This is a genomic window from Paracoccaceae bacterium, from assembly GCA_033344815.1.
Taxonomy (GTDB): Bacteria; Pseudomonadota; Alphaproteobacteria; order Rhodobacterales; family Rhodobacteraceae; genus Roseobacter.
In genome coordinates, this window is record JAWPMR010000001.1 from 2,180,797 (window position 1) to 2,206,757 (window position 25,961).

Consider the following 25,961-nt stretch of genomic DNA (forward strand, 5'->3'; position numbering starts at 1 on the left):
AGGCCTTCGATCCGGTAAGACAACACAGATCACGGGCTTGTGGCCCCTCAGACCCGCGCGCCTAATTCGATGGTCAGGACCCGCATGGCGTCATTGCGTTCCCCGATCCCGCGCGATCTCCTCCTGAACCCGTCGGGCTTCGGCGGCAAGGCGGGGCACCGTGTTGTCCTCGGGGAACCCTTTTACATAGCCTGACATCAGCGCCATCCAGTAGATTCGCAACACCCGGTTCATCCGCGTCTGATACCCCGGACCCAGACTGCGAAACCAACGCACCATATCCGCATCCAGCCGGATCGTGACGCGGGTCGTCTTGCGCGCCACTTCGCCTTCCCAGTCCAGACCGGACCAATAGGTTGGCAGGCTTTGGTCCAGCCAGGCGGTGCTTAAATCCTGCTCTAGTCGTTCCAGCTCATACATCATCTGCGTTTTCATGCTGCGTTCCACCTTGGTGCTCATATTGTCCCCCTGTCTGTTTGGATGTGCCAATTCTGTCGGGATCGCGTTAAAAGGGTCTCTGTACACCGCCCGGTGTACAGCTTGTGTACAGCCTGTGTACCGGTTGTGCGCCGCATATCAGCGGAATTTCTTGCCATATCCATTCATTAATGATACCAGAAGTTTCAATAATACGCTTTTTGGTCAAAATGACTGCGCGCAAGGGGGGACTAAACCGCATCTTTTCGGGTGCGGTTAATACCAGATTGAAGGCGGTCTATATCCAGTGTAGGCTTTCTTTATGGCGCTGCCCGTCGAAACCTTTTTTCTGCATCCTGACGCTCAGGGGACTCTGCAATCGCAGATCCAGCAGATGATTGCGCAGGGCATTCTGTCGGGTCGGTTTCAGCGCGGGGAGAAGCTCCCCTCAACACGCAAACTGGCGATCCATCTCGGTATAAGCCGCATTACCGTGACCATCGCCTACACCGAACTTCTGGCCAATGATTACCTGACATCGCGGGGCCGCTCGGGGTATTACGTTTCCGACAATGCGCCCGTGCCGCCCGCGTTTGCCCCCAGCGAGGCAGGCCCGGATGCGGTGGATTGGAGCCGTGCGATTGGTCAGCGGTTTTCCGGGGGTGACACAGTGCGCAAGCCTGCGGATTGGGCCGGGTATCGCTATCCGTTCATTTACGGGCAGGCGGATCCTGAGCTGTTTGATCACGCCAACTGGCGGCTTTGTGCGCTCAAGGCGCTGGGGCAGAAGGATTTCACGGCGCTCACCACGGATTACTATGATCAGGATGACCCGCAGCTGATCGAATTCATCGCCCGCCACACCCTGCCCCGGCGCGGGATTACGGCCCGCCCCGAACAGATTCTGATCACGCTGGGCGCGCAGAACGCGCTCTGGCTGACAACGCAGGTTCTGTTGACGCAGCGGCGGCGTGCAGCGCTCGAAGACCCTTGTTATCATGCGCTTAGGGACATTTTGTCGCAATCGCGCTGCCATGTGACACCCGTGCGTGTGGATGCCGACGGCATGCCACCTGATGCGATTCCGCCCGACACGGACGTGATCTTTACAACGCCCAGCCATCAGTGCCCAACCACCAATACCATGCCCATGCACCGGCGCCACGAATTGCTGCAACGGGCCTCTGAGATGGATGCGCTGATCGTGGAGGACGATTATGAATTTGAGATGTCCTTTCTCAAAAGCCCCTCGCCAGCGCTCAAAAGTCTCGATGCAGATGGGCGCGTGATATACGTCGGCAGCTTTTCAAAATCGCTGTTTCCGGGGCTGCGGCTGGGGTATCTGGTGGGGTCGGAACCCTTCATCCGCGAGGCGCGTGCGTTGCGCGCCTCGGTGCTGCGTCACCCGCCAGGGCATGTGCAGCGCACTGCCGCGTATTTCCTGTCGCTGGGCCATCATGATGCCCTGATCCGCCGGATGGGCAGTGCGCTGCATGAACGCCGCCAGGTCATGACCACGGCCATTGCCGATCACGGCCTGCAAATTGCCGGACAAGGCGCTTATGGTGGCTCGTCTTTCTGGATGCGTGCGCACGCGGGCGTTGATACCTGCGATCTGGCGCGTCGCCTTCAGGCGCGTGGCGTGCTGATCGAGCCCGGACACTCGTTTTTCTGCGGCCCTGCGCAACCGAAAGGCTACTATCGACTGGCCTATTCCTCAATCCCCGCAAGCCGGATCGCAAAAGGTGTTGCAATTGTCGCAGACGAATTGCGCTCTGCAAGCCAACTGGAATTAAGTGAAGCAAACATCTGGCCCTAACTGTCCCCGCCGGGACGCTCTAGATAACCCTCAACCAAGATTCGAAACTCTTCATCCAAGGACCCTCGCCATGAAAATGACAACTGAAGAAGCCTTTGTGAAAACCCTGCAAATGCACGGGATCGACAACGCATTTGGCATCATCGGCTCCGCTATGATGCCGATCTCCGACATCTTCCCGGATGCAGGGATCAAGTTCTGGGACTGTGCCCATGAAACATCGGGCGGCATGATGGCTGATGGCTTCACCCGCGCCACCGGCAAGATGTGCATGATGATCGCGCAAAACGGCCCGGGCATCACGAATTTTGTAACGGCTGTCAAAACTGCTTACTGGAACCACACACCGGTTTTGCTGGTCACGCCACAGGCTGCCAACAAGACCATCGGTCAAGGTGGCTTTCAGGAAATGGAACAGATGAACCTGTTCGCGGATTGCGTCGCCTACCAGGAAGAAGTGCGCGACCCCTCCCGGATCGCCGAGACACTCAACCGCGTGATCATGCAGGCCAAACGCGCTTCCGGTCCAGCGCAGATCAACATCCCACGTGACTTCTGGACGCAAGTGATCGACATCGAACTGCCGATGATCGTTGACTTTGAATTGCCACAGGGCGGCGAATCCGCTGTACAGAATGCTGCTGACCTGCTGTCTTCCGCGAAATTCCCCGTCATTCTGAATGGTGCCGGCGCGGTTCTGTCCAAAGGGGGTATTGAAGCTTCCCAAGTGTTGGCCGAAACACTGGATGCACCTGTTTGTGTGGGCTACCAGCATAACGATGCTTTCCCCGGCAATCATCCGTTGTTCGCCGGTCCCTTGGGCTACAATGGCTCCAAGGCCGGTATGGAGTTGATCTCCAAAGCCGACGTCGTGCTGTGTCTTGGAACACGCCTCAATCCCTTCTCCACCCTGCCCGGTTACGGCATCGACTACTGGCCCACGGATGCCAAGATCATCCAGGTGGACATTAATGCGGATCGTATCGGTCTGACCAAAAAGGTCACTGTTGGTATCGTCGGCGATGCCGCCAAGGTCGCCACTTCAATCTGCGCCAAACTGGCAGATGATGCGGGGGATGCCGGGCGCGCGGATCGCAAAAACCTGATTGCCACCACCAAGTCTTCCTGGGCACAGGAACTCACCTCCATGACGGACGAGCAGGACGATCCCGGGACAGACTGGAATGTGCGCGCCCGTGCGGCCAAGCCTGACTGGATGTCGCCTCGTATGGCATGGCGCGCGATCCAGGCCGCTTTGCCGGTAGAGGCAATCATTTCCTCTGATATCGGCAACAATTGCGCAATCGGTAACGCCTACCCGTCCTTCAACGAAAGCCGTAAATATCTCGCACCTGGTTTGTTTGGTCCCTGTGGATATGGATTGCCGTCGATTGTGGGTGCGAAAATCGGTCAGCCTGATGTGCCGGTTGTGGGTTTCGCAGGCGACGGTGCGTTTGGCATCTCCGTCAACGAACTGACGGCGATCGGGCGCGGTGACTGGCCCGCAATTACACAGATTGTGTTCCGCAACTACCAGTGGGGTGCTGAAAAGCGGAACTCGACGCTGTGGTTCGAAGACAACTTCGTAGGCACCGAGCTGGACGAAGAGGTCTCCTATGCGGGGATCGCCACTGCCTGTGGCCTCAAGGGCGTCATTGCCCGCACACAGGACGAGCTGACAGCGGCTCTGGCACAGGCCATCAAGGACCAGATGGAAAATGGTGTGACCACCCTGATCGAAGCAATGATCAATCAGGAACTTGGTGATCCGTTCCGCCGTGACGCAATGAAGAAACCCGTCGCAGTGGCTGGCATCAGCGCTGCGGACATGCGTCCGCAGGCCGTATAAACTCAGGTGCACACCAGCATCTGCATAAACCATGGGAGCAGGCCATGAATGTGCTGCGCGATCTTACCAGACGCGCCGCCGCCCGGCCTGCCCATATCGTCATGAGCGAAGGCCACGATCCCCGGGTCGTGGCCGGCGCCATCGCTGCCGTGAAAACCGGCACCGCCCGCATTACGCTCCTTGGGGCGCGTGACACGGTCGCCGCCCAGCTTGTCGCTGCGGGCGCCACCGAAAGCCCGACCCTCAAGATCGAAGACCCAGCCCATTCCACTCTGACCAAAGAATTCGCCGAGGCCTACTTCGCGTTGCGCAAGCACAAGGGCGTCAGCCATGAGGTCGCCGAAACGCAAGCCCATGATCCCTTGGTCTTTGCTGCCATGATGGTGCGTCTGGGTTACGCGGATGGTACGGTCGGCGGCGCGGTCGCAACGACGGGCGACACGGTCCGCGCCGCATTGCAGGTCATTGGCAAAGCCGAAGAGGCACCGCTTGTCTCCAGTTTCTTCCTGATGGCCTTGCCCGAAAACCACCCCTCCGGACGCGACGGGATGATCTTTGGTGATTGTGGTCTGGTCATTGAACCGACTTCCGAAGAACTCGCCGCGATCGCGGTGGCCTCCGCGGCCTCCTGTCGCCAATTGCTGGAAGTCGAACCTCGTGTGGCACTGTTATCCTTTTCCACAATGGGCTCGGCCCGCCACGCAAACGTCAACAAAGTCAGCGACGCAGCCGCACTGCTCAAGGCCAATCATCCCGACTTGAAAGCGGACGGCGAATTGCAATTTGACGCGGCCTTTTCGCCAGAAGTTGCCGCCACCAAAGCAAAAGGGTCCACCGTCGCGGGCCATGCCAATGTAATGATTTTTCCCAACCTTGATGCAGGCAACATCGGTTACAAGATCGCGCAACGCATTGGCGGCGCGGAGGCGATTGGCCCAGTCCTGCAAGGCCTCGCTAAACCCGCCAATGATCTGTCTCGCGGATGCGTGGCACAAGACGTGACCAACATGATTGCTGTCACTGTTCTACAGGCGAAAGGGACCGCATGATGGTGCACAGCCTCTTTGATCATGAGGCACAGGCGCCATCCACGTTGCACCGGTTGGTATCGTGACATGACTACACGTATGCCGTCAGCAACCGAACCCTTCACCGATGTTCCTAAAAGAACCCTTGCCGGGTTCCCCACTATCGCCACAGCGGTGATTGTCGCAATCACGGCGCCGTTTCTTGCGGATCAATCCGAAGCCCCTGCCATCTTTATGACTATGCTGCTGGGCATCACTGTGGTGGCTTTGGGCAATGAAGGCAAAACCGCCACGGGCATTTCCTTTGCCGCGCGTATTCTCCAGCGGATTGGCATTGCCTCTCCGGGCGCGCGCATTTCCATGGTTCTGAGGCGAGGGCATGGCGTCAATCTGATCACCCTTGTTGCCTCCTTTTTGCCTGCGACAATCAGATTTGGCCGACTGATTTCGCGGCGGTTCAGGCACGGGTGGCGGTTTGCGTTCCCGGCTGCCGGATCGGTGGCAATCTGCGGTGCCTCTGCGGCCATGGCGATCAGCGCAATTCTATCCGAAGATATCGTAGCGTGGGAGAAACTGGTCTGTGTGTTGATCTTGGCCCTGATCGTTTTGATTGCTGGCCTTTTATTCCGCACGCATGGCGAAGCGACCGATGACAGTGAACGCAGGCCTTTGTTGCTTGTCATTACCATCAGCTTTCTGATGCTTGCCACGCTGAACTCATTCGGTGTGATCGCTGTTGCCCTTGCTGATTTTATGAGCCAGTCGTCGTGTTGGCTTCTGCTTGTTGCTATTCTCGCAGTCAGCATGAAAACCAAATTCATCAGGGTGCTGGCGGTCGAAGGTCCCGCCATCACTCTTTTAATTACTGAAACACTATTCATCGCAGGACTGATCCTGCTGGGGATAAATTACATATCCTGAACAACAGCAGTCAGGTAGGAGGCCAGATGACATACCAGCAACCGAACGTAGACACCTCACCACACGTCTCGGACGAGGTGCGCAAGACCACCTGCTACATGTGCGCCTGCCGCTGCGGGATCAACGTCCATATGAAGGATGGAAAGGTCGCCTATATCGAGGGTAACAAGGATCACCCGGTTAATCAGGGTGTGCTCTGCGCCAAAGGCTCTGCCGGGATCATGCAGGTCAATGCACCCTCGCGCCTACGCAAACCGCTGAAACGCGTCGGTCCGCGCGGATCAGGCGAATTCGAAGAGATCGAATGGGATGAAGCCTTGCAGATCGCCACCGACTGGCTGGAGCCGGTGCGCAAGGACAACCCTGAAAAGCTCGCCTTCTTCACCGGGCGCGATCAGTCACAAAGCTTCACCAGCCTGTGGGCGCAGGGGTTTGGCACGCCGAACTATGCAGCCCACGGCGGGTTCTGTTCCGTCAACATGGCAGCGGCGGGCATCTACACCATGGGCGGTGCGTTCTGGGAATTTGGCCAACCCGATTGGGACCACACAAAGCTGTTCATGCTGTTCGGGGTCGCCGAAGACCACGATAGCAACCCGATCAAAATGGGCATCGGCAAAATCAAGAAACGCGGTGCCCGTGTCATTGGCGTGAACCCGATCCGCACCGGCTATAATGCTGTGGCAGATGATTGGGTTGGGATTACACCGGGCACCGACGGTCTGTTTATCCTCGCGATGATCCATTGCCTGATGAAGGCCGGAAAAATCGATCTGAACTACCTTGCGCAATATACCAACGCCCCGGTTCTGGTGATAAATAATCCGGGCGGGGATGATCATGGCCTGCTCATGCGCAACGAAGATGGCAAGGAACTGGTGATTGACCGTAAGACGGGCAAACTGACCGCATTCGATCAACCGGGCGTGCAACCAGACCTCGCCGCGACCCATGAGGCAAACGGTCAGGTCCACCGCCCTGTGTTCCACCAGATGGCGGATATGTATCTGGACGACCAATACGCGCCTGAAAACGTGGCTGATCGTTGTGGCATCCCGGCCAAACGCATCCGCGCGATTGCAGCGGAACTGGCCCGTGTCGCGTTCGAAGAAGCCTTTGAGCTGGATCAGGAATGGACCGACTTTCGCGGTGTAAAGCATACCAAAATGGTAGGGCGGCCGGTGTCTTTCCATTCCATGCGCGGAATTTCCGCCCATGCCAATGGCTTTCAGACCTGCCGTGCGCTGCATGTCTTGCAGATCATCCTTGGTACGGTTGAGGTCCCGGGCGGATTTCGTTTCAAACCGCCCTATCCAAAACCGGCGACAGCGCACCCCAAACCGCATGTGGGCGTAACACCGGGTGCCGCACTGAATGGCCCGCACCTTGGGTTTGTGCATGGTCCCGAAGATCTGGCCCTCAAAGACGACGGAACAGCCGCCCGTATCGACAAGGCATTCACATGGGAAAACCCGATGTCCAGCCATGGGTTGATGCATATGGTGATCTCAAACGCCTATGCCGGAGATCCCTATAAGATCGACGTTTTGTTCATGTATATGGCCAATATGTCGTGGAACTCGTCGATGAACACGCGCGGCGTGATCGACATGCTGACGGACAAGGACGAAAACGGCGACTATGTGATCCCCAAGATCATCTATTCTGATGCCTATTCCTCAGAGATGGTCGCTTACTCTGATCTGATCCTGCCAGACACGACGTATCTCGAACGCCACGATTGCATCTCGTTGCTCGATCGCCCGATCTGCGAGGCGGATGCTGCAGCGGATGCCATTCGTTGGCCCGTGATCGAACCGGATCGCGATGTCAAAGGGTTCCAATCCGCGCTGTGTGAACTGGGGGGCATGCTTGGCCTGCCCGGCTTCGTCAACGAGGACGGCAGCCAGAAATACAAGGATTATGGCGACTACATCGTGAATCACGAACGCCGTCCGGGCATTGGTCCCTTGGCCGGGTTCCGGGGCATTGATGGCGACAAATCGGGTCGCGGTGAGGTCAATCCGAACCAGTTGGATCAATATATCGAAAACGGCGGGTTCTTTGTCGAACACATCCCCGAAGGGTCGAATTATTACAAACCATGGAATACCGCCTATCAGGATTGGGCCGTCGGCATGGGGCTTTATGACAAGCCGATGCCCTATCTGTTTTCGCTTTATGTCGAACCGATGCGCAAATTCCAGCTGGCCGCCGAAGGACATGGAGACCGCCAACCTCCTGACCATCTGCGTGCACGCATCAAGGAGAAGATGTCCCCCCTGCCAATCTGGTATTCCTCCGAAGAGGAAAACAAGGCGGACGAATTCCCCATTACGGCCCTGACTCAACGGCCAATGGCAATGTATCATTCATGGGGGTCGCAAAACGCATGGCTGCGCCAATTGCATGGTCACAACCCGCTCTATATGCCGACCAATCTGATGCGCGACAATGATCTGTCTGATGGGGATTGGGCGCGGGTGACGTCACCGCACGGCGAGATCACAGTGCCTGTGCTGGAAATGGCGGCCTTGAATGAAAACACCATCTGGACGTGGAATGCCATCGGTAAACGCAAGGGCGCATGGGCCCTCGAAGAAGACGCGCCAGAGGCCACGCGGGGCTTCTTGCTCAACCACCTGATCCACGAGTTGCTACCTCCCAAAGGCGACGGCCTGCGGTGGGCGAACTCAGACCCGATCACAGGTCAGGCCGCATGGTTTGATCTGAAGGTTCGGGTCACAAAAGCTGCACCACCTGAAGAATCCCAACCCGGATTTGACCCGATCAAATCTCCGGTTGGCCGAGGTCCCAAAGATCTGAAATGGAAGGTCGGCAAATGATGTATTGCTTTCTTTTGGCCGTAATCACTCCGGGGGAGCGCCCTAGGGGCGCGGGGGCAGCGCCCCCTGGACGCCGCGTTCCTTATTGCGCAACAATCGATCCCCAAGAAGGGAACCAGCCATGACAACCCTGCCCACCCATACCGAAAAGAAACTTGGACTCGTTATCGATCTTGATACCTGTGTGGGCTGCCACGCCTGTGTCATTTCCTGCAAGGGATGGAACACCGAAAACTATGGCGCGCCCCTGTCGGATCAGAACGCGTATGGCGATGACAACAGCGGCACCTTCCTGAACCGGGTACACAGCTACGAGGTCCAGCCCGAGCAGGGCGAAGCACAGCTCATCCACTTCCCCAAATCCTGTCTGCATTGTGAGGATGCGCCTTGCGTGACCGTCTGCCCGACCGGGGCCAGCTACAAGCGGGTCGAGGACGGGATCGTTCTGGTGAACGAAAGCGATTGCATTGGCTGCGGGCTTTGCGCATGGGCGTGTCCTTACGGCGCGCGTGAATTGGATCAGGCGGCAGGTGTGATGAAGAAATGTACGCTTTGCGTTGATCGGATTTACAACGAGAACCTGCCCGAAGAAGACCGCCAGCCCGCCTGTGTGCGCACCTGCCCGTCCAATGCCCGCCATTTCGGAGATCTGGGCGATCCTGACAGTGACGTCAGCAAATTGGTGGCGGAACGTGGGGGGATGGACCTGATGCCCGAACAAGGCACCAAGCCGGTCAATCAATACCTCCCGCCGCGGCCCAAAGACGCCCTGCCCGAATTTGATGTTCTCGCCCCTTTCCTTGAACCCATTGCGCAGGAACCAAAAGGGTTCCTGGGCTGGCTCGACAAGACCTTGGAGAAACTCTGATGCATCCGGCTCCTTCTGTCATTTTCTTCACCACCTTCAGCGGCCTCGGATTTGGATTGCTGTTTTTTCTCGGGCTCGGGTACCCGCTGGTCACGGGCTGGACGGCATTTGCTTTCTTCACCATTGCCTATGCCATGGCGGTGGGGGGCCTTATGGCTTCAACTTTCCACCTGGGCCGTCCCGAACGCGCGATGAAGGCTTTCACGCAGTGGCGCTCAAGTTGGCTCAGCCGTGAAGCCTGGTGCGCTGTGGGCGCTCTTGTTTTCATGGGGCTTTACGCAGCAGGCTTGGTCTTTTTACAGACCCGATTCACCCTGCTGGGATGGCTTGGCGCGTTGTTTTCATTGGCCACTGTGTTCACGACATCCATGATCTATACTCAGCTGAAAACAATACCGCGTTGGAACATGGGCATTACACCGGTCAAATTCCTGACGCTGTCACTGGCAGGTGGCGCATTATTTGCAGGCCAGGTGTCCATGGCGCTTGTCTTGCTGGTGATCGCAGGCGTCGTTCTGATCCTGACCTGGACCGAAGGCGACAAGGCATTGGCCGCCTCTGGAACAGATATGGCCACCGCAACGGGTCTTGGCGGTATTGGCAAGGTGCGCGCTTTTGAGCCTCCCCACACCGGAACGAATTACCTGCTGCGTGAATTCGTGCATGAGATTGGGCGCAAGCACAGTCAAAAACTTCGGATTATTGCGCTTGTTTTGATGGTCTTGGTGCCCTTCATCCTTCTGCTTCTGCCGTTTTCCCACTTCATTGGCATACTTGCGGTGCTCAGCCACGTGGCTGGTGTTCTGACGGCGCGCTGGTTGTTTTTCGCCGAAGCCGAGCATGTGGTCGGCTTGTATTACGGCAAGCGCTAAAAACGAATTTGCGCCACGCGGTGTATCGCGTGGCGCAACATCAAAGACGCCTGACCAAACGAGACGGGCAGAAATCTACCCGCCTGATTGTCTCAGTTCATTAGGCCCGCGTGGCGCAGACCATCCTCGACAAGACCTCTCGTCGCGTCAGACAATCCGCACAGAGGCAAGCGCACTTCATCTGAACACAGATCAAGACGCGACATCGCATATTTCACACCAACCAGGCCTGGCTCTGTGAAGATTGCCTTGTGCAATGGCATCAAGCGGTCCTGAATTTCAAGCGCCTGCGCATAATCGCCTGCAAGGCATGCCGCCTGCATTTCGCTCAGAAGTTTCGGGGCGACATTGGCCGTCACGGAGATACATCCCGTTCCGCCCTGGGCATTGAAACCATGCGCGGTGGCATCCTCACCCGACAGCTGAATGAAATCAGGCCCGCAGGTGATACGCTGATCGCTGACCCGTGCCAGATCTCCTGTAGCATCCTTGACCCCGACAATCCGAGGCAATTTGGACAGTTCACCCATTGTTTCGGGCGACATATCTACAACCGACCGGCCAGGGATATTGTAAATGATGATAGGCAGTTCACAGCAATCATGCAGCGCAGTAAAATGCGCGATCAGACCCGTTTGCGTCGGTTTGTTATAGTAAGGCGTCACGACCAGGGCGGCGTCGGCGCCGACTTTTTCAGCATGGCGTGCCAGACGCATCGCCTCGATTGTATTGTTGGACCCGGCACCGGCAATCACCGGTATCCGCCCCGAAGCAGCCTTGACGACTTCTTCAACGACAATTTCGTGTTCACGGTGAGTCAGCGTCGGGCTTTCTCCAGTGGTTCCGACAGGCACCAAACCATTGCTGCCTTCGCCAATATGCCACTCAACAAGTTTCTTAAGTGTCTCAAGATCCAGCTCGCCGTTCCTGAACGGCGTGACGAGGGCAGGCATTGAGCCTATGAACATGTGCACGCTCCTTTTTTGTGTTTTGGCCGGCAAATGGCCTGAGATTAACGACATGTCAGCACGATCGTGATTTGATACCTCACAACGAAGCTGTATGTAACAGAGGCTCTAGCCTTCAATCACTGGGAATTGCAAGTGACCAGACACCTGCTAACGACGCTGACTTTGGTTTTTTTGACTGCTGTGCCCGCCTTGGCAGAGCGGCCAAGACCCTTGGCCTGGGCTATCGATGCTATGCGCAGCGGGGATTGGCAGACCGCCGCCAAGGCCGCTGCGCGCGATGGCGATGTTGCCGCTGATGTCATCGAATGGTCTCGCCTGAGAGCTGGTAAAGGCAACTATAGCGACGTTGTCGCCTTTCTGAAACGACGCCCCGACTGGCCCGGCGAACCCTATTTGCGCAAAAAGTCCGAACATGTGGTCATTACGCGCAAAGACTCCGACGTTAATGCGTTTTTTGCGGAGCAGGCAGCGCAAACACCCGAAGGTGTGTTGCGGCATTCTGAAGCTTTGGCGCGCACTGGCTCTGAAGTGGCGGCCAGGGACATTGTCGTTATGGCATGGCGGTCGATGCCCATGGGCTCATCCGCACAGAGCCGGTTTCTGGCGTCTCACAATACTCTTTTGAAGAAACATCATACCGCCCGGCTGGATGCAATGCTATGGGCTGGTGCGTTTGAGAACGCGCGGCGCATGTATGATCTGGTGCCCGCATCGGATGTCGCCGTCGCCAAAGCACGCATTGCTCTGCGCGCCCGGGAAAAAGGTGTCGATACGCTGATTGCGCGTATTCCAGCCAGCCACGCTAAGAATCCGGGATTGCAATACGAGCGATTTGTCTGGCGGGCTCGTAAAGGCCGCTGGGATGACGCCAAGTCTCTTTTGATAGAAACCTCAACAAGTGCGGAGGCCCTCGGCAACCCTGAGGCTTGGGGGAATCGGCGCAGGTCAATGGCTCGGGACGAAATGCGGGATGGCAATCCGGAACGCGCCTATGAATTGGCAGCACGCCACTTCCTGACCCGCGGCTCGAATTACGCAGATCTGGAATGGCTTGCTGGGTATATCGCTCTGCGCAAGCTGAATGAGCCGGAAACGGCATTGCAGCACTTCAATAATCATGATTCCGCCGTCCGCTCTCCCATTTCCAAGGGCCGAGCAGGGTATTGGCAAGGACGTGCATTGGCAGAAATGGGCGACGTGGCGGCAGCGGATCAAGCCTATACCCGCGCAGCCCAATACCAAACTTCGTTTTATGGTTTATTGGCAGCCGATCGCGCTGATTTACCTTTCGATGCGGAGTTACAAACGACCGAAGTCCCCGGCAACTGGCGTGAAACATCTCTGGCTGAGAATCCCGTGTTTATGGCAGGCCTCTTGCTTGAAGCATCCGGGGAGCTGAATTTAGCGGAACGGTTTTGGACCCACTTGGCCGAAAGCTTGAGTGAGGAAGACGCTACTCTGCTTGCCGAAGCTGCGATTGATCTCAATCAACCGCATCTCGCTGTCATGATTGGCAAACGCACAGCGCGACGTGCCATTGTTGTGCCGCGCGGGTATTACCCATTGCATCCCGTCGCGGAGCAAAACCTGCCGATGGCCCCTGAAATGGTTCTCGCGATCGCCCGGCGCGAGAGCGAATTTGATCCCGGTGTCCAAAGCGGGGTCGGCGCACGCGGGCTTATGCAGATCATGCCAGCGACAGGCCGGGAAGTGGCGGCCTCGATGGGACGCGCCGGTCAACACTCAACCGATCGCCTGATATCAGATCCGACCTATAATGCCGAACTGGGTGCCGCATATCTGTCGGGACTCGCCGCACGTTTTCGCGGCAACGTTGTAATGATGTCCGCCGGCTATAATGCCGGTCCGAGCAGACCCGATCGTTGGATGTTGGCCTATGGAGATCCCAGAAAAGGCGATGTCGACATGATCGATTGGATAGAGCATATCCCGTTCCGTGAAACCCGTAACTATGTCATGCGCGTCACAGAAAGCCTGCCAATCTACCGCGCGCGTCTGGGTAAGCCTCCCATGCCGCAACCCTTCATTGACGAATTGACGGGTTCAACGCTGTTGTCGTTCGCGCCAAAAGGTGAATAGACCCGCACCAATGATGATCGCAACGCCTAGTGCAACATTGGGACGAATGACTTCCCCAAAGATCGTAACACCCATGAGCGACGCAAATACCAGCTGGAAGTAGGCAAACGGTTGTACGGCACTGGCTTCAGCCGCTTCGTAGCAACGTATCAGCAGCCAGTGACCCGCGACACCGGTCAGGCAAAGGAGCCCCATCCACATCCAGTCGGTGCCAGTCATCGGTTCCCAAAACCAAATACCAATCATTGTCATGATCACTGCGCCCGCAGTTCCGGTCCAGAAAAAGCTAGTGGCAGTGTCATCCTGACGGGCAGCAAAACGGGTCAGGAGCCCATAGAGGGCGAACATCAGCGCCGCGATAAGCGGAATTATTGCGAAAGGGTCAAACACGGAACCATCAGGTTGGAGAATGATCAAAACACCAATAAACCCCACACCGATTGCGACCCATCGGCGCCATCCGACTTTCTCGCCCAACAATGGGCCCGACAGCGCAGCCACCAGCAGAGGGTAACAGGCAAATACAGCGTGGCTTTCCACAAGACCCAGAAGCGTGAAACCCGTCACCATGACGCAGACCTCTAACGCAAGCAATATGCCTCTAAAGGCCTGCAGGACAGGCTGGTTGGTCTGCGCGGCGGCTTGAATTCCTCCCGCCCTGCGGCAGGCAACCGCAATGACAAAGGCTGCGAAGAACCAGTACCGCACCATAACGACCAAATAGACGTTGTACACATCTGCAAGATGGCGCGAAATACCGTCCTGAAAGGCGAAGACCAAAGTCGTGAGGAGCATCAGCATCACTCCCAGTCTTACGTTATTTGACTGGGTCATGGCCTCATGACACCCCGGGACATATGTCGTTTTCGACCGAAACCAACGGATCGTGAAACGTCAAAGCCAGCCGCTTCCAAAGCACGCCTTACAAACCCCGCCGCCGTATAGGTCGCAAAGGTACCATTTGCGACGGTATGCTTTGCCACCTGATGCAATATGGTTTGTGACCACAATTCAGGGTTTTTTGCCGGTGAAAACCCATCAAGATACCAGGCGTCGGCGAAACCAGTCCAATTCGAAAGCTCAACATTTGCATCGCCAATGATGACGTTGAGCAGCACGTCATCATCAAGTTCAAAGGTACCGCCCTCCGGACGCCAGCAGGCGGTGAGTGGTCGACTTATCTCATTCAGCTCCGCAAACACCGCAAGAGCTCTGCCAATGTGCTGAACGCTCAAAGGAAATGCCTCGAAACTAGTGAAGTGCAATCGACCACTCACCCCAGACTCGCGCCATGCCAACACCGTCGTCAGAAAATTAAGACCTGTGCCAAAACCGAGTTCAGCGACGTGAAATCCGTCACAAAATCGTTCCGGCAACCCATTGCCTTGAAGAAATACGTGGCGCGTTTCTTCCAATCCGTTTTCCAGACTGAAATACGGGTCATCGAATCGGTTGGAGACTGGAACGTCATTTTTGTTCCAGCTAACATCTGTGGACTGGTTCTGCATGGATGAGCCTTGCCATGTCGCTGAGATCTGGCGCGACACTGAGGGAGACAACAAAGTTTGGCAATGGTCGATGTAACTGTGCGGGGCGCCGGAATTTTTGGCCTTTCGATCGCGTGGGCTTGCGTGAAACGTGGTGCACGGGTCCAGATAATTGATCCTCATGGAGTCGCGGCCGGAAGCAGTGGCGGCATTGTCGGGGCATTGGCTCCGCATGTCCCTGAAAACTGGAATCCAAAGAAGGCTTTCCAACTGGATAGTCTGCTCATGGCGGAACGTTTTTGGTCTGAGGTTGAAGCGACAGGTGGAGAAAATGCGGGATACTGCCGATCAGGGCGTCTGCAGCCGATAATGGATCCGGCAGGATTGGAGCTGGCCAGACGTCGATCCCATAGCGCTGGAGAGCTGTGGCAACACAACGCGATCTGGGCCGTTGAGGAAAACGCACTTGAGGACTGGCAGCCAAATTCGCCGACCGGATGGATCATTCGTGATACGCTAAGCGCACATCTGCATCCGCGCCGGGCTTGTGATGCTTTGGTCGCTGCACTCAATGTAAGGGGTGTTTCGATCAAGGCCGAGGGGAAAGACAGAGGCAATATTCTGTGGGCAACCGGCGTGGATGGTTTGGACCGCCTGAACAACGAGCAGGAGCGCAGAGTTGGCAGTGGCGTCAAAGGCCAGGCCGCGCTCTTGCAATTTGAAGCCCGCGGTAAGGCGCAGATATTTGCAGATACGATTCATATCATCCCACATCTGGATGGCACTGTCGCAGCTGGATCAACTTCTGAGCCGAATTTCGACAACCCGGTGACCGTCGACGACCAAATTGATGTAATCATAGAAAGGGCGCGTCGTGCAGTGCCCGTTTTAAAGCATGCTCCCGTTATCCAAAAATGGGCTGGTGTGCGCCCGCGCGCGCGAAGTCGAGCGCCTATGCTGGGAGAATGGCCAGACAGGCCGGGCCATTTCATTGCCAATGGTGGTTTCAAAATCGGTTTCGGCATGGCGCCAAAAATCGCCGAGGTCATGGCCGACCTTATGTTGGAGGGTCGTTGTGAAATTCCGGAGGGGTTTGAAGTCAGCGCTTCTTTTTGACTATAAACTCTTGGTCAACCATGCAAAACTTGCAAGCGAGCTTACCACGGACGATCCATGGAACATTTGTATTAATCGGGGACTACACGATGGAGCACGCCAGTATCCAATGCCGCGTTCGCGCGCTCGATCATCTGGTCTTGACCGTAAAAAGCATACCGGACACGGTTCGGTTCTACACGCAAGTTCTGGGCATGCGCGGCGAGCAATTTCAGGTATCAGACGGAACCCGCAGGTGGGCTCTCTTGTACGGTCAAAGCAAGATCAACCTTCACCAGCAAGGGCGTGAATTCGAACCAAGAGCCCAAAATGCTCATCCGGGAACGGCGGATCTGTGTTTTTTGACAGATGCGCCGGTTGAGGCCTGGATGGATCATCTGACCACACATCAGATTGAGATTGAGGACGGGCCAGTTCAAAGATCAGGCGCAATAGGGTCTATCATCTCGATCTATCTCAGAGATCCTGATCACAACCTGATCGAAGTTTCCGTTCCACAGGGCTAACGCTCAATTTCCTCGCGCAGAGCTTTCATCAGTGTCGTAAGCTCGCGTATGTAGATTTCTCCCTTGAGATGGCCTCTTTCATCGAATTGATTGTTGCAGTCAGCAAGGTGAATTTCGGGGCCCTGCAAAATGCACGGGCGAAAAGGCACCATATACCCACGCAAAACCATCTGAGCACGTTCCCCGCCGGAGCGACCCGCAGACGCGGACATCACGGCAAGCGGTTTACCATTCCACGGTTTGGCCTTGGTTCGGCTGATCCAATCCAACGCGTTTTTGAGAACCCCTGAGGGTGCTTTGTTGTATTCCGGTGTTGAAATCACGACCGCATCAGCCCTCAAGATACTTTCTGACAGGGCCTGAACCGCTTCGGGAACTCCATCTTTGCTCTCGAGATCACCGTCATAAAGCGGTAACCGCAGATCCGCGAGTGTGAACTCTTCAGCCTCGAACAGGCGCGCCGCTTCTGACAGTAATTTTGTGTTTGCGGAATTTGCACGGAGGGATCCCGACAGGCCGATAAGTGAATATTTTGGCATTGAGCGTCTTTCAAACAGTTGGTCTCTCACAAGAGCTTGATGCCGGGGTCACAAAAGACAAGAGCCTCGGCGGCAAACCGAGGCTCTTTGAACAACAATTTCTGAGAAAAACTAAGAAGCCGTTGGAAGAATGACGATTTCCACACGACGATTTTGAGCTTTTCCTTCTGCATTCAAATTGCTGGCAATAGGCTGGCTTTCACCGCGCCCAAAGGTTTGAATGCGCGCACCGGATACACCAGCATTCGTAAGGACACCGCCAACAGCGCTGGCCCGTCGTTCAGAAAGCTGTTGATTGTAACCGGCTTCGCCATCGCTGTCAGTGTGACCGATGATCTGAACTGTGGATTGGGAATACTGCTGTAAGTTGCCCGCAACGGTGAAAAGGTCATTTTGCAGATCTGGGCGCACTGCCGCACTATCGGTTGCAAACAGGATGTCCTGGGGCAGGCTTACGATCAAACGGTCGCCAGTGTTTGTGATCGTAACGTCGTCATTCCCGAGCTGTGCACGCAATTCTGCTTCTTGTCTGTCCAGCGAATAACCTACGCCTGCACCGAGCGCGCCACCGACGACCGCACCAACAAGTGCCCCATCCCCGCGATTGCCATCACCTTTGGAAAGAGCCCCCAGAAGCGCACCTGCACCTGCGCCAATCAGCGCTCCTTGCTGTGTTTTGGGGTTGCTGGAATTGGCACCGATCTGGCTTGGGTCCGTGCATGCCGCCAGACCCAGGCTGCCGGACAGGGCAAGGATCAACGAAGCTCGTGAAAATGTCATATTATACTGCCTTCAATGGTTGCGGCCCCGTTCGGGCGGGGTCTTTGTGTGAACTCAGTATATATGGCGCGCGTTCCGATCCAAACCAAGGGGGAAAAAGCGTCGGCAGCAACCCGCCTGCAACACGCACGTTCAACTCTCCGCGCGTACGGCCTCATAAGCAAGCATTGCGCGCTTCATCGGCAAACCCCAGTGATACCCTCCCAGACCGCCGGATTTACGCAGGGCGCGATGGCATGGGATCAGCCAACTGATCGGATTGCGGCCAACAGCAGTCCCAACGGCGCGCACGGCACGCGGCTTGTCGATGGCCTGTGCAATTTCGGAATAGGTTGTGACCTGTCCCGAGGGGATGCTGAGAAGCGCCTCCCACACTTTGATCTGAAACGGCGCTCCAATCAAGTAAAGCGGTGCTGTATCCAGTTGCCCGTCTCCCGCGCCAAAAGCTTTCAGAACCCAAGGGCGCAGCATCATTGGATCTTCTTTGAATTCCGCTTTGGGCCAACGCGACAATAGATCCTGAAGTGCGGCCTCTTCACCCATCTCGGCGGCAAATCCCATACCACAGATGCCCTTTTCAGTTCCCATGACAATCGCGGGACCAAACGGACTTTCAAACCAGCCCCAAAAGATTGTCAGCCCTGAACCACCGCGCGCGAAATCCCCCGGACTCATTGCTTCCCACCGCACAAACAGATCGTGCAACCGCCCGCTGCCGGACAAGCCAACAGCATGTGATGCCTCAAGCGTTGTAAACCGATCGCGCAACAGGTTTTTGGCATGATCCAATTTCAGATATTGCTGATAGCGTTTTGGCGATACACCAACCCAACGGGAAAAAACCCGTTGGAAATGAGCCGTACTCATTCCCATTTCTGTGGCAATTTCATCCAGTGAAAGTTGATCTTCAGACTGATCAATCAAGTCGATGGCGCGTCGCACCACTTGATAATGATAGGCTGCTTCGGATGCATCGGGGAGAGATTGATGATGTGTCATATGTTTCTTTTATGAGGATCGCGCCGTACTGGCGACCCGAAACCTGCGGTTTGCACGTCATTGAACTGCTCGTCGAAGACCGTTCCGTGACATCGGGGATATGCGGCGATTGTAGAACTTGTTTTTTTTGCCGGCCATTCACTGCTTTCCTATCCGCCGATATAGTTTTTCCAGTAATCAACTCACCCTGAGGCCACCAATTGGTTTCGTCTGGGATTGCTCCCGTTTCGCCGTTGATAGGGCGGCGCGCAGCAACAACGTGCCTTACCGTGGAAATTTTCGTGGTGGTGTCGAGACATGTAAATGCAATTCCGTCCGTGGCTTTGGTGCCGCCGGATACACCTATCGGTCGGAATTCCGGGATTGAGTTCCCAATGTCGCAGCGCGCTTGAAACGAAGCCATCATCGGAATTTTAACCGAAGCCTGCCACGCAATGTCCCCTTGTGATGTGTCCAGTCGAGCGGGTTTTGACCAAAATCACCTCAGCTTTTTTGCGGCGCTAATGACGGGGCCACTGCTGTGCCAAAAGTCTTGCATGAACATCCCTCATCGTTCTTCAGGCATTTGCATTGATCTACCCAACAGAGCTGCATCCTTGAAGCCGTTTGGTACCCATCCCAAGGCGCATGGCTCCCTCCCCAACACTCCGAAACGACAAGATCCTGATCGGTTCACACTGCCGCCATAACTCGGTCATTGAACAGCATCGGGATCATTTGTCTGTTGCCTAGAATTAGTAGCAGGCAAAGACAACTGCAGGGACTTACTCCCTGACTTTGACGGGGGTGGCAACACGCCTGTCATCTGTCTGGGTGACAGTTTTCTGCGCTTGTACGATTGGCGCTGGGACCAACGGCGCAGCCCGAAATTCTGTTCCTGGACGGTCTAGTGCTGCATCGCATCCCCAGCTCAGGAATCGTCACACCTCATCGGCCCCTCGTGAAGTTCTCGCTGTGCAATCGATGGTGAGGCGACGAACAGGCCGTTCTTGAAACAAACAGCTTTTTTCATCCTCTTTTGTGTCAAACTTAAGGCTGCCTCACCGAAACTGCAGACACCGCCAGAAGGTCAATCCAAACACTCAGGTCAACAATGTCGCCCTGGAGCAACGCGACGGTTTTGCATCAGATCTCATGCAATACGTCTGGTTGGCCTTGCTCCGCATAGGAAATCCTCGCATACCGGGCATATGGCAAAGCAGCTTGGTTATCATTCTATACGGGAGATATTCTCCCGTTTTCAGGAGGCAGATCCCGCACCAAAGGGGGAACTGGAACATGTTAACGTCTATACGCTGGTTGTCGCCGTTGCGCTGAGCGCTCAGGCGACGGATGCGGGCGTAAACAAGGCGACGCGCAAGTTATTTGCCATTGCAGACACACCGCAAAAGATGCTCGATCTTGGCCTAGAAGGCGTAACAGAGCACATCAAGACGATTGGCCTTTTTCGCCAAAAAGCCAAAAATGTCATCAAGCTTAGTGAAATTCTGGTCCGCGAATACGATGGCGAAGTCCCCAACAGCCGTGCGGCTCTGCAAGGCTTACCGGGGGTGGGTCGCAAAACCGCTAATGTGGTTCTGAATATGTGGTGGCAGTTTCCATCCCAAGCTGTCGACACACATATTTTTCGCCTCGGTAACCGTACAGGGATTGCCCCTGGCAAAACCGTCGAGGCGGTAGAACGTGCGATCGAAGACAATATCCCAGCTGATTTTCAGCTTCACGCCCACCACTGGATGATTTTGCATGGGCGGTATCATTGCAAGGCCCGCAAGCCTATGTGTCCAACCTGCATCATCCGCGATCTCTGTCCATTTGAGGATAAAACAGTATGAAAACCTACGAAGTTGTTGGCATCGGAAACGCCGTTGTCGATGTGATCACCCATGCGGATGATACGTTTCTCGATCACATGGGGATCGAAAAAGGCATCATGCAACTGGTCGATCAGGATCGATCTGAAAAGCTCTTTGGTGCGATGAATGATCGGCTTCAAACGCCGGGCGGTGCTGTGGCCAATACTGTGGCGGGCGTTGGATCGTTAGGATTGCAAACGGCCTTCATCGGGCGCGTGCGTGATGATGCATTGGGCAGGTTTTATGCCAGCGCCATGACCGACAATGGAATTGATTTTGTGAACCCTCCCGTTTTGGACGGTGATACCCCGACTTCCCGGTGCATGATTTTTGTAACGCCTGACGGCGAGCGTTCCCTCAACACCTATCTGGGCATTTCAACGGGGCTAACGTCGGTTGATGTGCCAATAAACGTTTCAGGGAACGCGCGGATCATGTTTTTGGAAGGCTATCTGTTTGATCACGATGCCGGCAAAACTGCCTTTCGTGAAGCGGCACGCGCAACCAAAGCAGGCAATGGCATCGCCGGGATCGCTATTTCGGACCCGTTCTGCGTGGAGCGCCATCGGGCGGATTTCCTTTCTCTGATCGAACATGATCTGGATTATGTCATTGGCAACGAACACGAAATCAAATCGCTGTTTGAAACTGACCTTGAGACGGCGCTTGCCAGAACCGCAGATATCTGTCCTTTGGTCGTGTGTACCAGATCAGGTGACGGCGTCACGGTCCTGTCTGAGGGGAAACGCATTGACGTGCCTGTCCAAGAGGTCATCCCCGTGGATGCCACCGGCGCGGGAGATCAATTTGCCGCCGGGTTCCTTTATGGTTTGGCGACGGGGCGAGATCTGGAGATTTGCGCCCGCATGGGCAACCTCTGCGCCGCAGAAGTCATCAGCCACGTCGGGCCACGACCTCAGATCGACATGAAGGAAGTCTTCCACAAGGAAGGTCTTGTCTGACATTGTTGAGCGATGGCTTTCATGACGTGCCTGCCGGAAAGGTCGCGATGATCGTGACCTATCTGGAGATGACGACGCGTGTGGAAACCAAAAACATCCCCTTGCCTGAGGGCGTGACATTTCACCGTGCCACCCCCGATCTGGACTGGTACCGCGACATATTCCGACGCGTCGGTTCCCTTGATTGGCTCTGGTTCGGTCGGCTGACCTTGGATGACGCGGCTCTGCGGGAAATCATCGAAGCCCCGGATGTCGAGATCTTTACGCTCTGCCGCGATGGTCGGGACGAAGCCTTGCTGGAGCTCGACTTTCGCCAAAAAGGGGCCTGCGAGTTGGCATATTTCGGACTGACATCCGAACTCATAGGCACCGGATCGGGTAGATACCTGATGAACGAAGCGATAGCGAAGGCCTGGCAACGACCGATCACAAAATTCCACGTGCACACTTGCACAATCGATAGCCCTCAGGCGCTTGATTTTTATCGGCGCAGTGGGTTCTTGCCAGTCCGCCAGGCCGTCGAAATTGACAACGACCCGCGTGTGAGCGGCATATTGCCAGTCACAGCGGGGCCGAATATCCCGCTGCTGCGGCCTTAGATCAAATCCCCGAATTCCGCCATGACCGCAGCGTAAACATCACGTTTGAAGGGCACAATATTATCCACAAGATCATGCGCGGCCAGCCAGCGCCATTCAGAAAACTCCGGATGTTCTGTTGCGATGTTGATATGGCTGTCTTCCCCATTGAACTGTAACAGAAACCAGCGCTGTTTTTGCCCGCGGTACCGGCCCTTCCAAAGCCTGGGCACCAGATCAAATGGCAACTCGTAGGGCAACCATTGATCGCTTTCCGCAACGATATCCACCAGATCAGACGTCACACCTGTTTCTTCCCAAAGCTCGCGCAATGCGGCGTCCCGGGCGGGCTCCCCTTTATCAATGCCACCTTGGGGCATCTGCCATGCTGCAATCTGACTGTCGCGGCGCTGACCAACAAAGACTTCTTTTTTGGCATTGATCAACATAACGCCCACACAAGGGCGATAAGGCAGTTTTGCAATCTCTTCAGGCGTCATGTGAGCGGTTTCTCCATTTTGGCGCGCCTCAGATTTTGCCCGTGGCGCGCAACCGTTTCATGATGGATAACGACAAAACCCATCGCCTTAAAGGCTGGTTGCGCCATGAGGCTTGCGTGGGTCCACAATCGCGGCTCACCCCCCTTGCGTGCTTTTAATTCGATATCGGCATAAAGTCGGCGGAACAAACCAGACCCCTGATGCTCTGGCCGGATGAATGCAAGGTCAATGTGGCCCCCCGCCTCAATACTCATAAAACCCATGATCTGGCGATCGTTCTCCGCAATTAAGACATCCATTCTGGCGAGCCGGTCGGTCCAGGGCTTCCCTGAGGGCGGGGTGGATAACCACGCAATACGCTGCTCTTGCGAATAAGGGCTCGCCCCCTTGCGCACCGCTGCATAGAACACCTGCGCCAGTTCCGGCGAATCTTGCGGTTTCGCCCATCGCAGCAGCATCCTATAGCCTCTCGGTTGTTATTGCCAAAGTGACGCCGCGTTCGACGTGACAGCAGATATGTGAAAATGTGATCTCAACACAACCATAACCGGGGAGGGTTCATCATGGCCAATTATCCACATCTTCTGGCGCCGCTCGATCTGGGCTTTACCACATTGAAAAACCGCGTGCTGATGGGGTCCATGCATACCGGTCTTGAAGAAACTCGGGATTGGAACCGCGTTGCGGAATTCTATGCTGCACGCGCGCGCGGTGAGGTCGGGCTGATGGTTACCGGCGGAATCGGCCCAAACCTTGAAGGCTCTGTATTGCCCGGTGCGGCGATGATGGCCAGCCAGCAAGACGTAGACAATCACAGTGTAATTACGCAGCGGGTGCATGACGCTGGCGGCAAAATTGCCATGCAGATCCTGCACGCAGGGCGCTATGCTTACGGACCCAAATGCGTGGCACCTTCTGCGATCAAATCGCCGATCTCGCCCTTCCCACCCGCCGCTCTTGACGAAGAGGGCATCGAAAAACAAGTCGGTGACATCGTCGCCTGTGCCGAGCGTGCCCAACAAGCAGGGTATGACGGTGTGGAAATCATGGGGTCAGAAGGGTATTTTCTGAACCAGTTTCTGGTGACGCATACCAACAAGCGTGATGACGCATGGGGGGGATCTTATGAGAACCGAATGCGTCTTCCTATTGAGGTCGTGCGACGGGTCCGTGCGGCCGTTGGTACAGATTTCATAATCATTTACCGCCTGTCGATGATCGATCTGGTGCCAAATGGCTCGACCCACGACGAAGTTGTGCAGTTGGCACAAGAGATCGAAAAAGCGGGTGCGACGATCATCAATACGGGTATCGGCTGGCATGAAGCCCGCATCCCGACGATTGCCACCTCTGTTCCACGGGCGGCCTTCGCATGGGTAACCAAAAAACTAATGGGGAAGGTCAGTATCCCGATCATCACGTCAAATCGGATCAACACACCCGACGTGGCAGAGGAGGTGCTGGCAACGGGCTGTGCGGATATGATATCCATGGCGCGCCCGATGTTGGCGGATGCTGACTTTGTCGCCAAGGCAAAGGCGGGCAAATCCGCTCAGATTGCTCCCTGCATTGCCTGCAATCAAGCCTGTCTGGATCATACCTTCAGTGGCAAAATATCCAGTTGTCTGGTCAATCCGCGCGCCTGTTATGAAACTGAGTTGGTGATCACGCGAACGGATCATCCCAAATCCATCGCCGTGGTGGGCGCCGGTCCGGCTGGTCTGTCCACGGCGGTAACCGCCGCCGAACGGGGGCACAAAGTCGTACTCTTTGATCGCGCTCAGGAAATTGGTGGCCAGTTGAATATGGCCAAGCAGGTGCCTGGCAAAGAAGAGTTCTGGGGGCTCGTGGATTGGTATAGCACGATAGTCGCCGATCTTGGGATAACGCAGAATTTGGGTCAAAATGTGGTTGCCGCAGATCTTGCAGAATTTGACGAGGTGATCGTCGCGACAGGAGTGGTACCGCGTGATCCGGAAATTCCCGGGCAAAATGCGCCAAATGTGGTAAATTACATCGACGTTTTGCGCGGGAAAGTGCCTGTTGGCAAACGCGTGGCAATCATTGGTGCGGGTGGCATTGGATTTGATGTGGCAGAATTTCTGGTGCACGAAGGTATCAGCCCGACCACAAGCCTACCAGATTGGATGCGAGAATGGGGCGTTGCCGACCCCGCAGAACACCGCGCCGGATTGGCGCCTGAAGGCCCGCAACCGCAAGCACCTGCACGCCAGATCACCCTGTTGCAACGCAAGGCCGAAAAACCTGGAAAACGGCTTGGGAAAACGACCGGCTGGATTCACCGCGCCGCATTGGCGATGAAAGAGGTGAAAATGATTGCGGGGGTAAATTACGAACGGGTCGAGGAAGGCGGCATCATGGTATCTTTCGGTGAAGGCCGTGAAAAGCCAACGCTGATTGAGGCAGATACGATCGTATTATGCGCAGGACAGCTCCCGGATCGCACGCTTGCCGACGTTCTGGAAGCACAGGGAACGCCCTGTCACGTAATCGGCGGGGCTGATGTCGCCGCAGAACTGGATGCAAAGCGCGCTATTGATCAAGGCACCCGCCTTGCCGCAATTTTATAGTGAAAAGGCATACCAGCGACGGGCCTTGGACGGAATGTGACCACAGACGCGCCTGATCCGCGGTGTTGATACATCAGAATTGGCATGGTTTGGCTCAACGCCGGGTGTGGGATGAGCGAAATCAACTTCTGAAGAAGAAAGGCGTGCAACAAAGCGGTAAGCGATGATCTGCCAGAGGTCTACCCTGTGCTTTGGAGATTTTGCATTTCCTTGAACGGCCGCAAGGATTGGGATGAATTGGTTGCACGGTAACCTGCTTCAGAGCCATCGAGAAATCAGATTGGGTTAAGCCGGGAACACACCTTGACCGCTAGATGATGCGTATGGCGCATCGCCTCTGACTGTATGACCTGCGA

The 25,961-nt window shown here is 55.8% G+C and carries 23 protein-coding genes; 14 read left to right on the forward strand and 9 right to left on the reverse strand.

From position 1 onward, the window contains the following. Positions 1 to 90 precede the first annotated feature (90 nt). The gene (locus tag R8G34_10170) at positions 91 to 459 is read right to left on the reverse strand and encodes a BrnA antitoxin family protein (GenBank protein ID MDW3223234.1); all 369 of its coding nucleotides are present in this window, start codon (positions 457 to 459) and stop codon (positions 91 to 93) included. 280 nt (positions 460 to 739) lie between these two features. Between R8G34_10170 and R8G34_10175 the strand changes: the two genes are divergently transcribed. The 7 genes from R8G34_10175 (at position 740) to R8G34_10205 (ending at position 10,620) form a co-directional block, all read left to right on the forward strand. Next, on the forward strand, positions 740 to 2,236 hold the full coding sequence (locus R8G34_10175) for a PLP-dependent aminotransferase family protein (GenBank protein MDW3223235.1): 1,497 nt from the start codon (positions 740 to 742) through the stop codon (positions 2,234 to 2,236). A gap of 70 nt (positions 2,237 to 2,306) precedes the next feature. Continuing rightward, complete coding sequence (gene xsc, locus R8G34_10180) at positions 2,307 to 4,085, forward strand: sulfoacetaldehyde acetyltransferase (GenBank protein ID MDW3223236.1); 1,779 nt, start codon at positions 2,307 to 2,309, stop codon at positions 4,083 to 4,085. A 44-nt stretch (positions 4,086 to 4,129) separates the two neighbouring features. Next, positions 4,130 to 5,134 (forward strand): phosphate acetyltransferase, encoded by a 1,005-nt coding sequence (gene pta / locus R8G34_10185; GenBank protein ID MDW3223237.1) that lies wholly within the window; start codon positions 4,130 to 4,132, stop codon positions 5,132 to 5,134. Between the two features lie 66 nt (positions 5,135 to 5,200). Next, entirely contained in the window at positions 5,201 to 6,034 is an 834-nt protein-coding gene (locus R8G34_10190) for a putative sulfate exporter family transporter (protein MDW3223238.1), read from the forward strand. Positions 6,035 to 6,060: 26 nt separating this feature from the next. After that, positions 6,061 to 8,880, forward strand: a complete 2,820-nt coding sequence (locus R8G34_10195; GenBank protein MDW3223239.1) for a molybdopterin oxidoreductase family protein — start codon at positions 6,061 to 6,063, stop codon at positions 8,878 to 8,880. Positions 8,881 to 9,001: 121 nt separating this feature from the next. Then, positions 9,002 to 9,748: a 4Fe-4S dicluster domain-containing protein gene (locus R8G34_10200; protein MDW3223240.1), complete on the forward strand. Its 747-nt coding sequence runs from the start codon at positions 9,002 to 9,004 to the stop codon at positions 9,746 to 9,748. Continuing rightward, on the forward strand, positions 9,748 to 10,620 hold the full coding sequence (locus R8G34_10205) for a DmsC/YnfH family molybdoenzyme membrane anchor subunit (GenBank protein MDW3223241.1): 873 nt from the start codon (positions 9,748 to 9,750) through the stop codon (positions 10,618 to 10,620). Before R8G34_10200 ends, R8G34_10205 begins: the two co-directional genes overlap by 1 nt. 92 nt (positions 10,621 to 10,712) lie before the next feature. Here R8G34_10205 and dapA read toward each other — a convergent pair whose 3' ends face one another. Further along, positions 10,713 to 11,588 carry a 4-hydroxy-tetrahydrodipicolinate synthase gene (gene dapA / locus R8G34_10210; GenBank protein MDW3223242.1) on the reverse strand — a complete coding sequence of 292 codons (876 nt, stop codon included), beginning with the start codon at positions 11,586 to 11,588 and terminating at the stop codon, positions 10,713 to 10,715. A gap of 135 nt (positions 11,589 to 11,723) precedes the next feature. Between dapA and R8G34_10215 the strand changes: the two genes are divergently transcribed. Next, positions 11,724 to 13,691 carry a lytic transglycosylase domain-containing protein gene (locus R8G34_10215; GenBank protein MDW3223243.1) on the forward strand — a complete coding sequence of 656 codons (1,968 nt, stop codon included), beginning with the start codon at positions 11,724 to 11,726 and terminating at the stop codon, positions 13,689 to 13,691. Here R8G34_10215 and R8G34_10220 read toward each other — a convergent pair. Together R8G34_10220 and mnmD are read right to left on the reverse strand one after the other, a co-directional pair. Beyond that, positions 13,656 to 14,525: a DMT family transporter gene (locus tag R8G34_10220; GenBank protein MDW3223244.1), complete on the reverse strand. Its 870-nt coding sequence runs from the start codon at positions 14,523 to 14,525 to the stop codon at positions 13,656 to 13,658. The two genes, R8G34_10215 and R8G34_10220, sit on opposite strands and share 36 nt — an antisense overlap. After that, entirely contained in the window at positions 14,522 to 15,199 is a 678-nt protein-coding gene (mnmD, locus tag R8G34_10225; GenBank protein MDW3223245.1) for a tRNA (5-methylaminomethyl-2-thiouridine)(34)-methyltransferase MnmD, read from the reverse strand. Before mnmD ends, R8G34_10220 begins: the two co-directional genes overlap by 4 nt. Before the next feature lie 63 nt (positions 15,200 to 15,262). Here mnmD and R8G34_10230 point away from each other — a divergent pair, with 63 nt between their 5' ends. Together R8G34_10230 and R8G34_10235 are read left to right on the forward strand one after the other, a co-directional pair. Further along, positions 15,263 to 16,294, forward strand: a complete 1,032-nt coding sequence (locus R8G34_10230; protein MDW3223246.1) for an FAD-binding oxidoreductase — start codon at positions 15,263 to 15,265, stop codon at positions 16,292 to 16,294. An 89-nt stretch (positions 16,295 to 16,383) separates the two neighbouring features. Beyond that, positions 16,384 to 16,800 carry a VOC family protein gene (locus R8G34_10235; protein MDW3223247.1) on the forward strand — a complete coding sequence of 139 codons (417 nt, stop codon included), beginning with the start codon at positions 16,384 to 16,386 and terminating at the stop codon, positions 16,798 to 16,800. Here R8G34_10235 and R8G34_10240 read toward each other — a convergent pair. The 3 genes from R8G34_10240 to R8G34_10250 all read right to left on the reverse strand — a co-directional run bounded on the left by R8G34_10240 (position 16,797) and on the right by R8G34_10250 (position 19,118). Next, positions 16,797 to 17,339: an NAD(P)H-dependent oxidoreductase gene (locus R8G34_10240; GenBank protein MDW3223248.1), complete on the reverse strand. Its 543-nt coding sequence runs from the start codon at positions 17,337 to 17,339 to the stop codon at positions 16,797 to 16,799. The two genes, R8G34_10235 and R8G34_10240, sit on opposite strands and share 4 nt — an antisense overlap. Positions 17,340 to 17,450: 111 nt before the next feature. Further along, positions 17,451 to 18,119 carry an OmpA family protein gene (locus R8G34_10245; protein MDW3223249.1) on the reverse strand — a complete coding sequence of 223 codons (669 nt, stop codon included), beginning with the start codon at positions 18,117 to 18,119 and terminating at the stop codon, positions 17,451 to 17,453. A gap of 132 nt (positions 18,120 to 18,251) precedes the next feature. Further along, positions 18,252 to 19,118 carry a bifunctional helix-turn-helix domain-containing protein/methylated-DNA--[protein]-cysteine S-methyltransferase gene (locus R8G34_10250; GenBank protein ID MDW3223250.1) on the reverse strand — a complete coding sequence of 289 codons (867 nt, stop codon included), beginning with the start codon at positions 19,116 to 19,118 and terminating at the stop codon, positions 18,252 to 18,254. A gap of 1,190 nt (positions 19,119 to 20,308) precedes the next feature. On the opposite strand from R8G34_10250, the gene nth reads away from it, so the two are divergent. The 3 genes from nth to R8G34_10265 are packed head-to-tail and all read left to right on the forward strand — an operon-like array spanning position 20,309 to position 22,535. After that, a complete protein-coding gene (gene nth / locus R8G34_10255; GenBank protein ID MDW3223251.1) occupies positions 20,309 to 20,953 on the forward strand; it encodes an endonuclease III in 645 nt (214 codons plus the stop codon). Then, positions 20,950 to 21,936, forward strand: a complete 987-nt coding sequence (locus tag R8G34_10260) for an adenosine kinase (GenBank protein ID MDW3223252.1) — start codon at positions 20,950 to 20,952, stop codon at positions 21,934 to 21,936. The genes nth and R8G34_10260 overlap by 4 nt, the downstream gene beginning before the upstream one ends. A 2-nt stretch (positions 21,937 to 21,938) precedes the next feature. Next, the gene (locus tag R8G34_10265; protein ID MDW3223253.1) at positions 21,939 to 22,535 is read left to right on the forward strand and encodes a GNAT family N-acetyltransferase; all 597 of its coding nucleotides are present in this window, start codon (positions 21,939 to 21,941) and stop codon (positions 22,533 to 22,535) included. On the opposite strand, the gene R8G34_10270 is transcribed toward R8G34_10265, so the two are convergent. Next, a complete protein-coding gene (locus R8G34_10270; protein ID MDW3223254.1) occupies positions 22,532 to 23,014 on the reverse strand; it encodes an RNA pyrophosphohydrolase in 483 nt (160 codons plus the stop codon). The two genes, R8G34_10265 and R8G34_10270, sit on opposite strands and share 4 nt — an antisense overlap. Further along, the gene (locus R8G34_10275) at positions 23,011 to 23,472 is read right to left on the reverse strand and encodes a GNAT family N-acetyltransferase (GenBank protein MDW3223255.1); all 462 of its coding nucleotides are present in this window, start codon (positions 23,470 to 23,472) and stop codon (positions 23,011 to 23,013) included. Before R8G34_10275 ends, R8G34_10270 begins: the two co-directional genes overlap by 4 nt. A 105-nt stretch (positions 23,473 to 23,577) precedes the next feature. On the opposite strand from R8G34_10275, the gene R8G34_10280 reads away from it, so the two are divergent. Next, positions 23,578 to 25,605: an NADPH-dependent 2,4-dienoyl-CoA reductase gene (locus tag R8G34_10280; GenBank protein MDW3223256.1), complete on the forward strand. Its 2,028-nt coding sequence runs from the start codon at positions 23,578 to 23,580 to the stop codon at positions 25,603 to 25,605. The last annotated feature ends 356 nt before the right edge of the window (positions 25,606 to 25,961 follow it).

What these genes read in the sequence shown, in the direction of transcription:
- R8G34_10250 (MDW3223250.1), bottom strand. Translation starts at nt 19,118, where the DNA reads ATGACACATCATCAATCTCTCCCCGATGCATCCGAAGCAGCCTATCAT.
- R8G34_10240 (MDW3223248.1), bottom strand. Translation starts at nt 17,339, where the DNA reads ATGCCAAAATATTCACTTATCGGCCTGTCGGGATCCCTCCGTGCAAAT.
- dapA (MDW3223242.1), bottom strand. Translation starts at nt 11,588, where the DNA reads ATGTTCATAGGCTCAATGCCTGCCCTCGTCACGCCGTTCAGGAACGGC.
- R8G34_10235 (MDW3223247.1), top strand. Translation starts at nt 16,384, where the DNA reads ATGGAGCACGCCAGTATCCAATGCCGCGTTCGCGCGCTCGATCATCTG.
- xsc (MDW3223236.1), top strand. Translation starts at nt 2,307, where the DNA reads ATGAAAATGACAACTGAAGAAGCCTTTGTGAAAACCCTGCAAATGCAC.
- R8G34_10275 (MDW3223255.1), bottom strand. Translation starts at nt 23,472, where the DNA reads ATGCTGCTGCGATGGGCGAAACCGCAAGATTCGCCGGAACTGGCGCAG.
- R8G34_10205 (MDW3223241.1), top strand. Translation starts at nt 9,748, where the DNA reads ATGCATCCGGCTCCTTCTGTCATTTTCTTCACCACCTTCAGCGGCCTC.
- pta (MDW3223237.1), top strand. Translation starts at nt 4,130, where the DNA reads ATGAATGTGCTGCGCGATCTTACCAGACGCGCCGCCGCCCGGCCTGCC.
- R8G34_10170 (MDW3223234.1), bottom strand. Translation starts at nt 459, where the DNA reads ATGAGCACCAAGGTGGAACGCAGCATGAAAACGCAGATGATGTATGAG.
- R8G34_10280 (MDW3223256.1), top strand. Translation starts at nt 23,578, where the DNA reads ATGGCCAATTATCCACATCTTCTGGCGCCGCTCGATCTGGGCTTTACC.
- R8G34_10190 (MDW3223238.1), top strand. Translation starts at nt 5,201, where the DNA reads ATGACTACACGTATGCCGTCAGCAACCGAACCCTTCACCGATGTTCCT.
- R8G34_10260 (MDW3223252.1), top strand. Translation starts at nt 20,950, where the DNA reads ATGAAAACCTACGAAGTTGTTGGCATCGGAAACGCCGTTGTCGATGTG.
- R8G34_10195 (MDW3223239.1), top strand. Translation starts at nt 6,061, where the DNA reads ATGACATACCAGCAACCGAACGTAGACACCTCACCACACGTCTCGGAC.
- R8G34_10230 (MDW3223246.1), top strand. Translation starts at nt 15,263, where the DNA reads ATGGTCGATGTAACTGTGCGGGGCGCCGGAATTTTTGGCCTTTCGATC.
- R8G34_10220 (MDW3223244.1), bottom strand. Translation starts at nt 14,525, where the DNA reads ATGACCCAGTCAAATAACGTAAGACTGGGAGTGATGCTGATGCTCCTC.
- R8G34_10200 (MDW3223240.1), top strand. Translation starts at nt 9,002, where the DNA reads ATGACAACCCTGCCCACCCATACCGAAAAGAAACTTGGACTCGTTATC.
- nth (MDW3223251.1), top strand. Translation starts at nt 20,309, where the DNA reads ATGGCAAAGCAGCTTGGTTATCATTCTATACGGGAGATATTCTCCCGT.
- R8G34_10175 (MDW3223235.1), top strand. Translation starts at nt 740, where the DNA reads ATGGCGCTGCCCGTCGAAACCTTTTTTCTGCATCCTGACGCTCAGGGG.
- mnmD (MDW3223245.1), bottom strand. Translation starts at nt 15,199, where the DNA reads ATGCAGAACCAGTCCACAGATGTTAGCTGGAACAAAAATGACGTTCCA.
- R8G34_10270 (MDW3223254.1), bottom strand. Translation starts at nt 23,014, where the DNA reads ATGACGCCTGAAGAGATTGCAAAACTGCCTTATCGCCCTTGTGTGGGC.
- R8G34_10245 (MDW3223249.1), bottom strand. Translation starts at nt 18,119, where the DNA reads ATGACATTTTCACGAGCTTCGTTGATCCTTGCCCTGTCCGGCAGCCTG.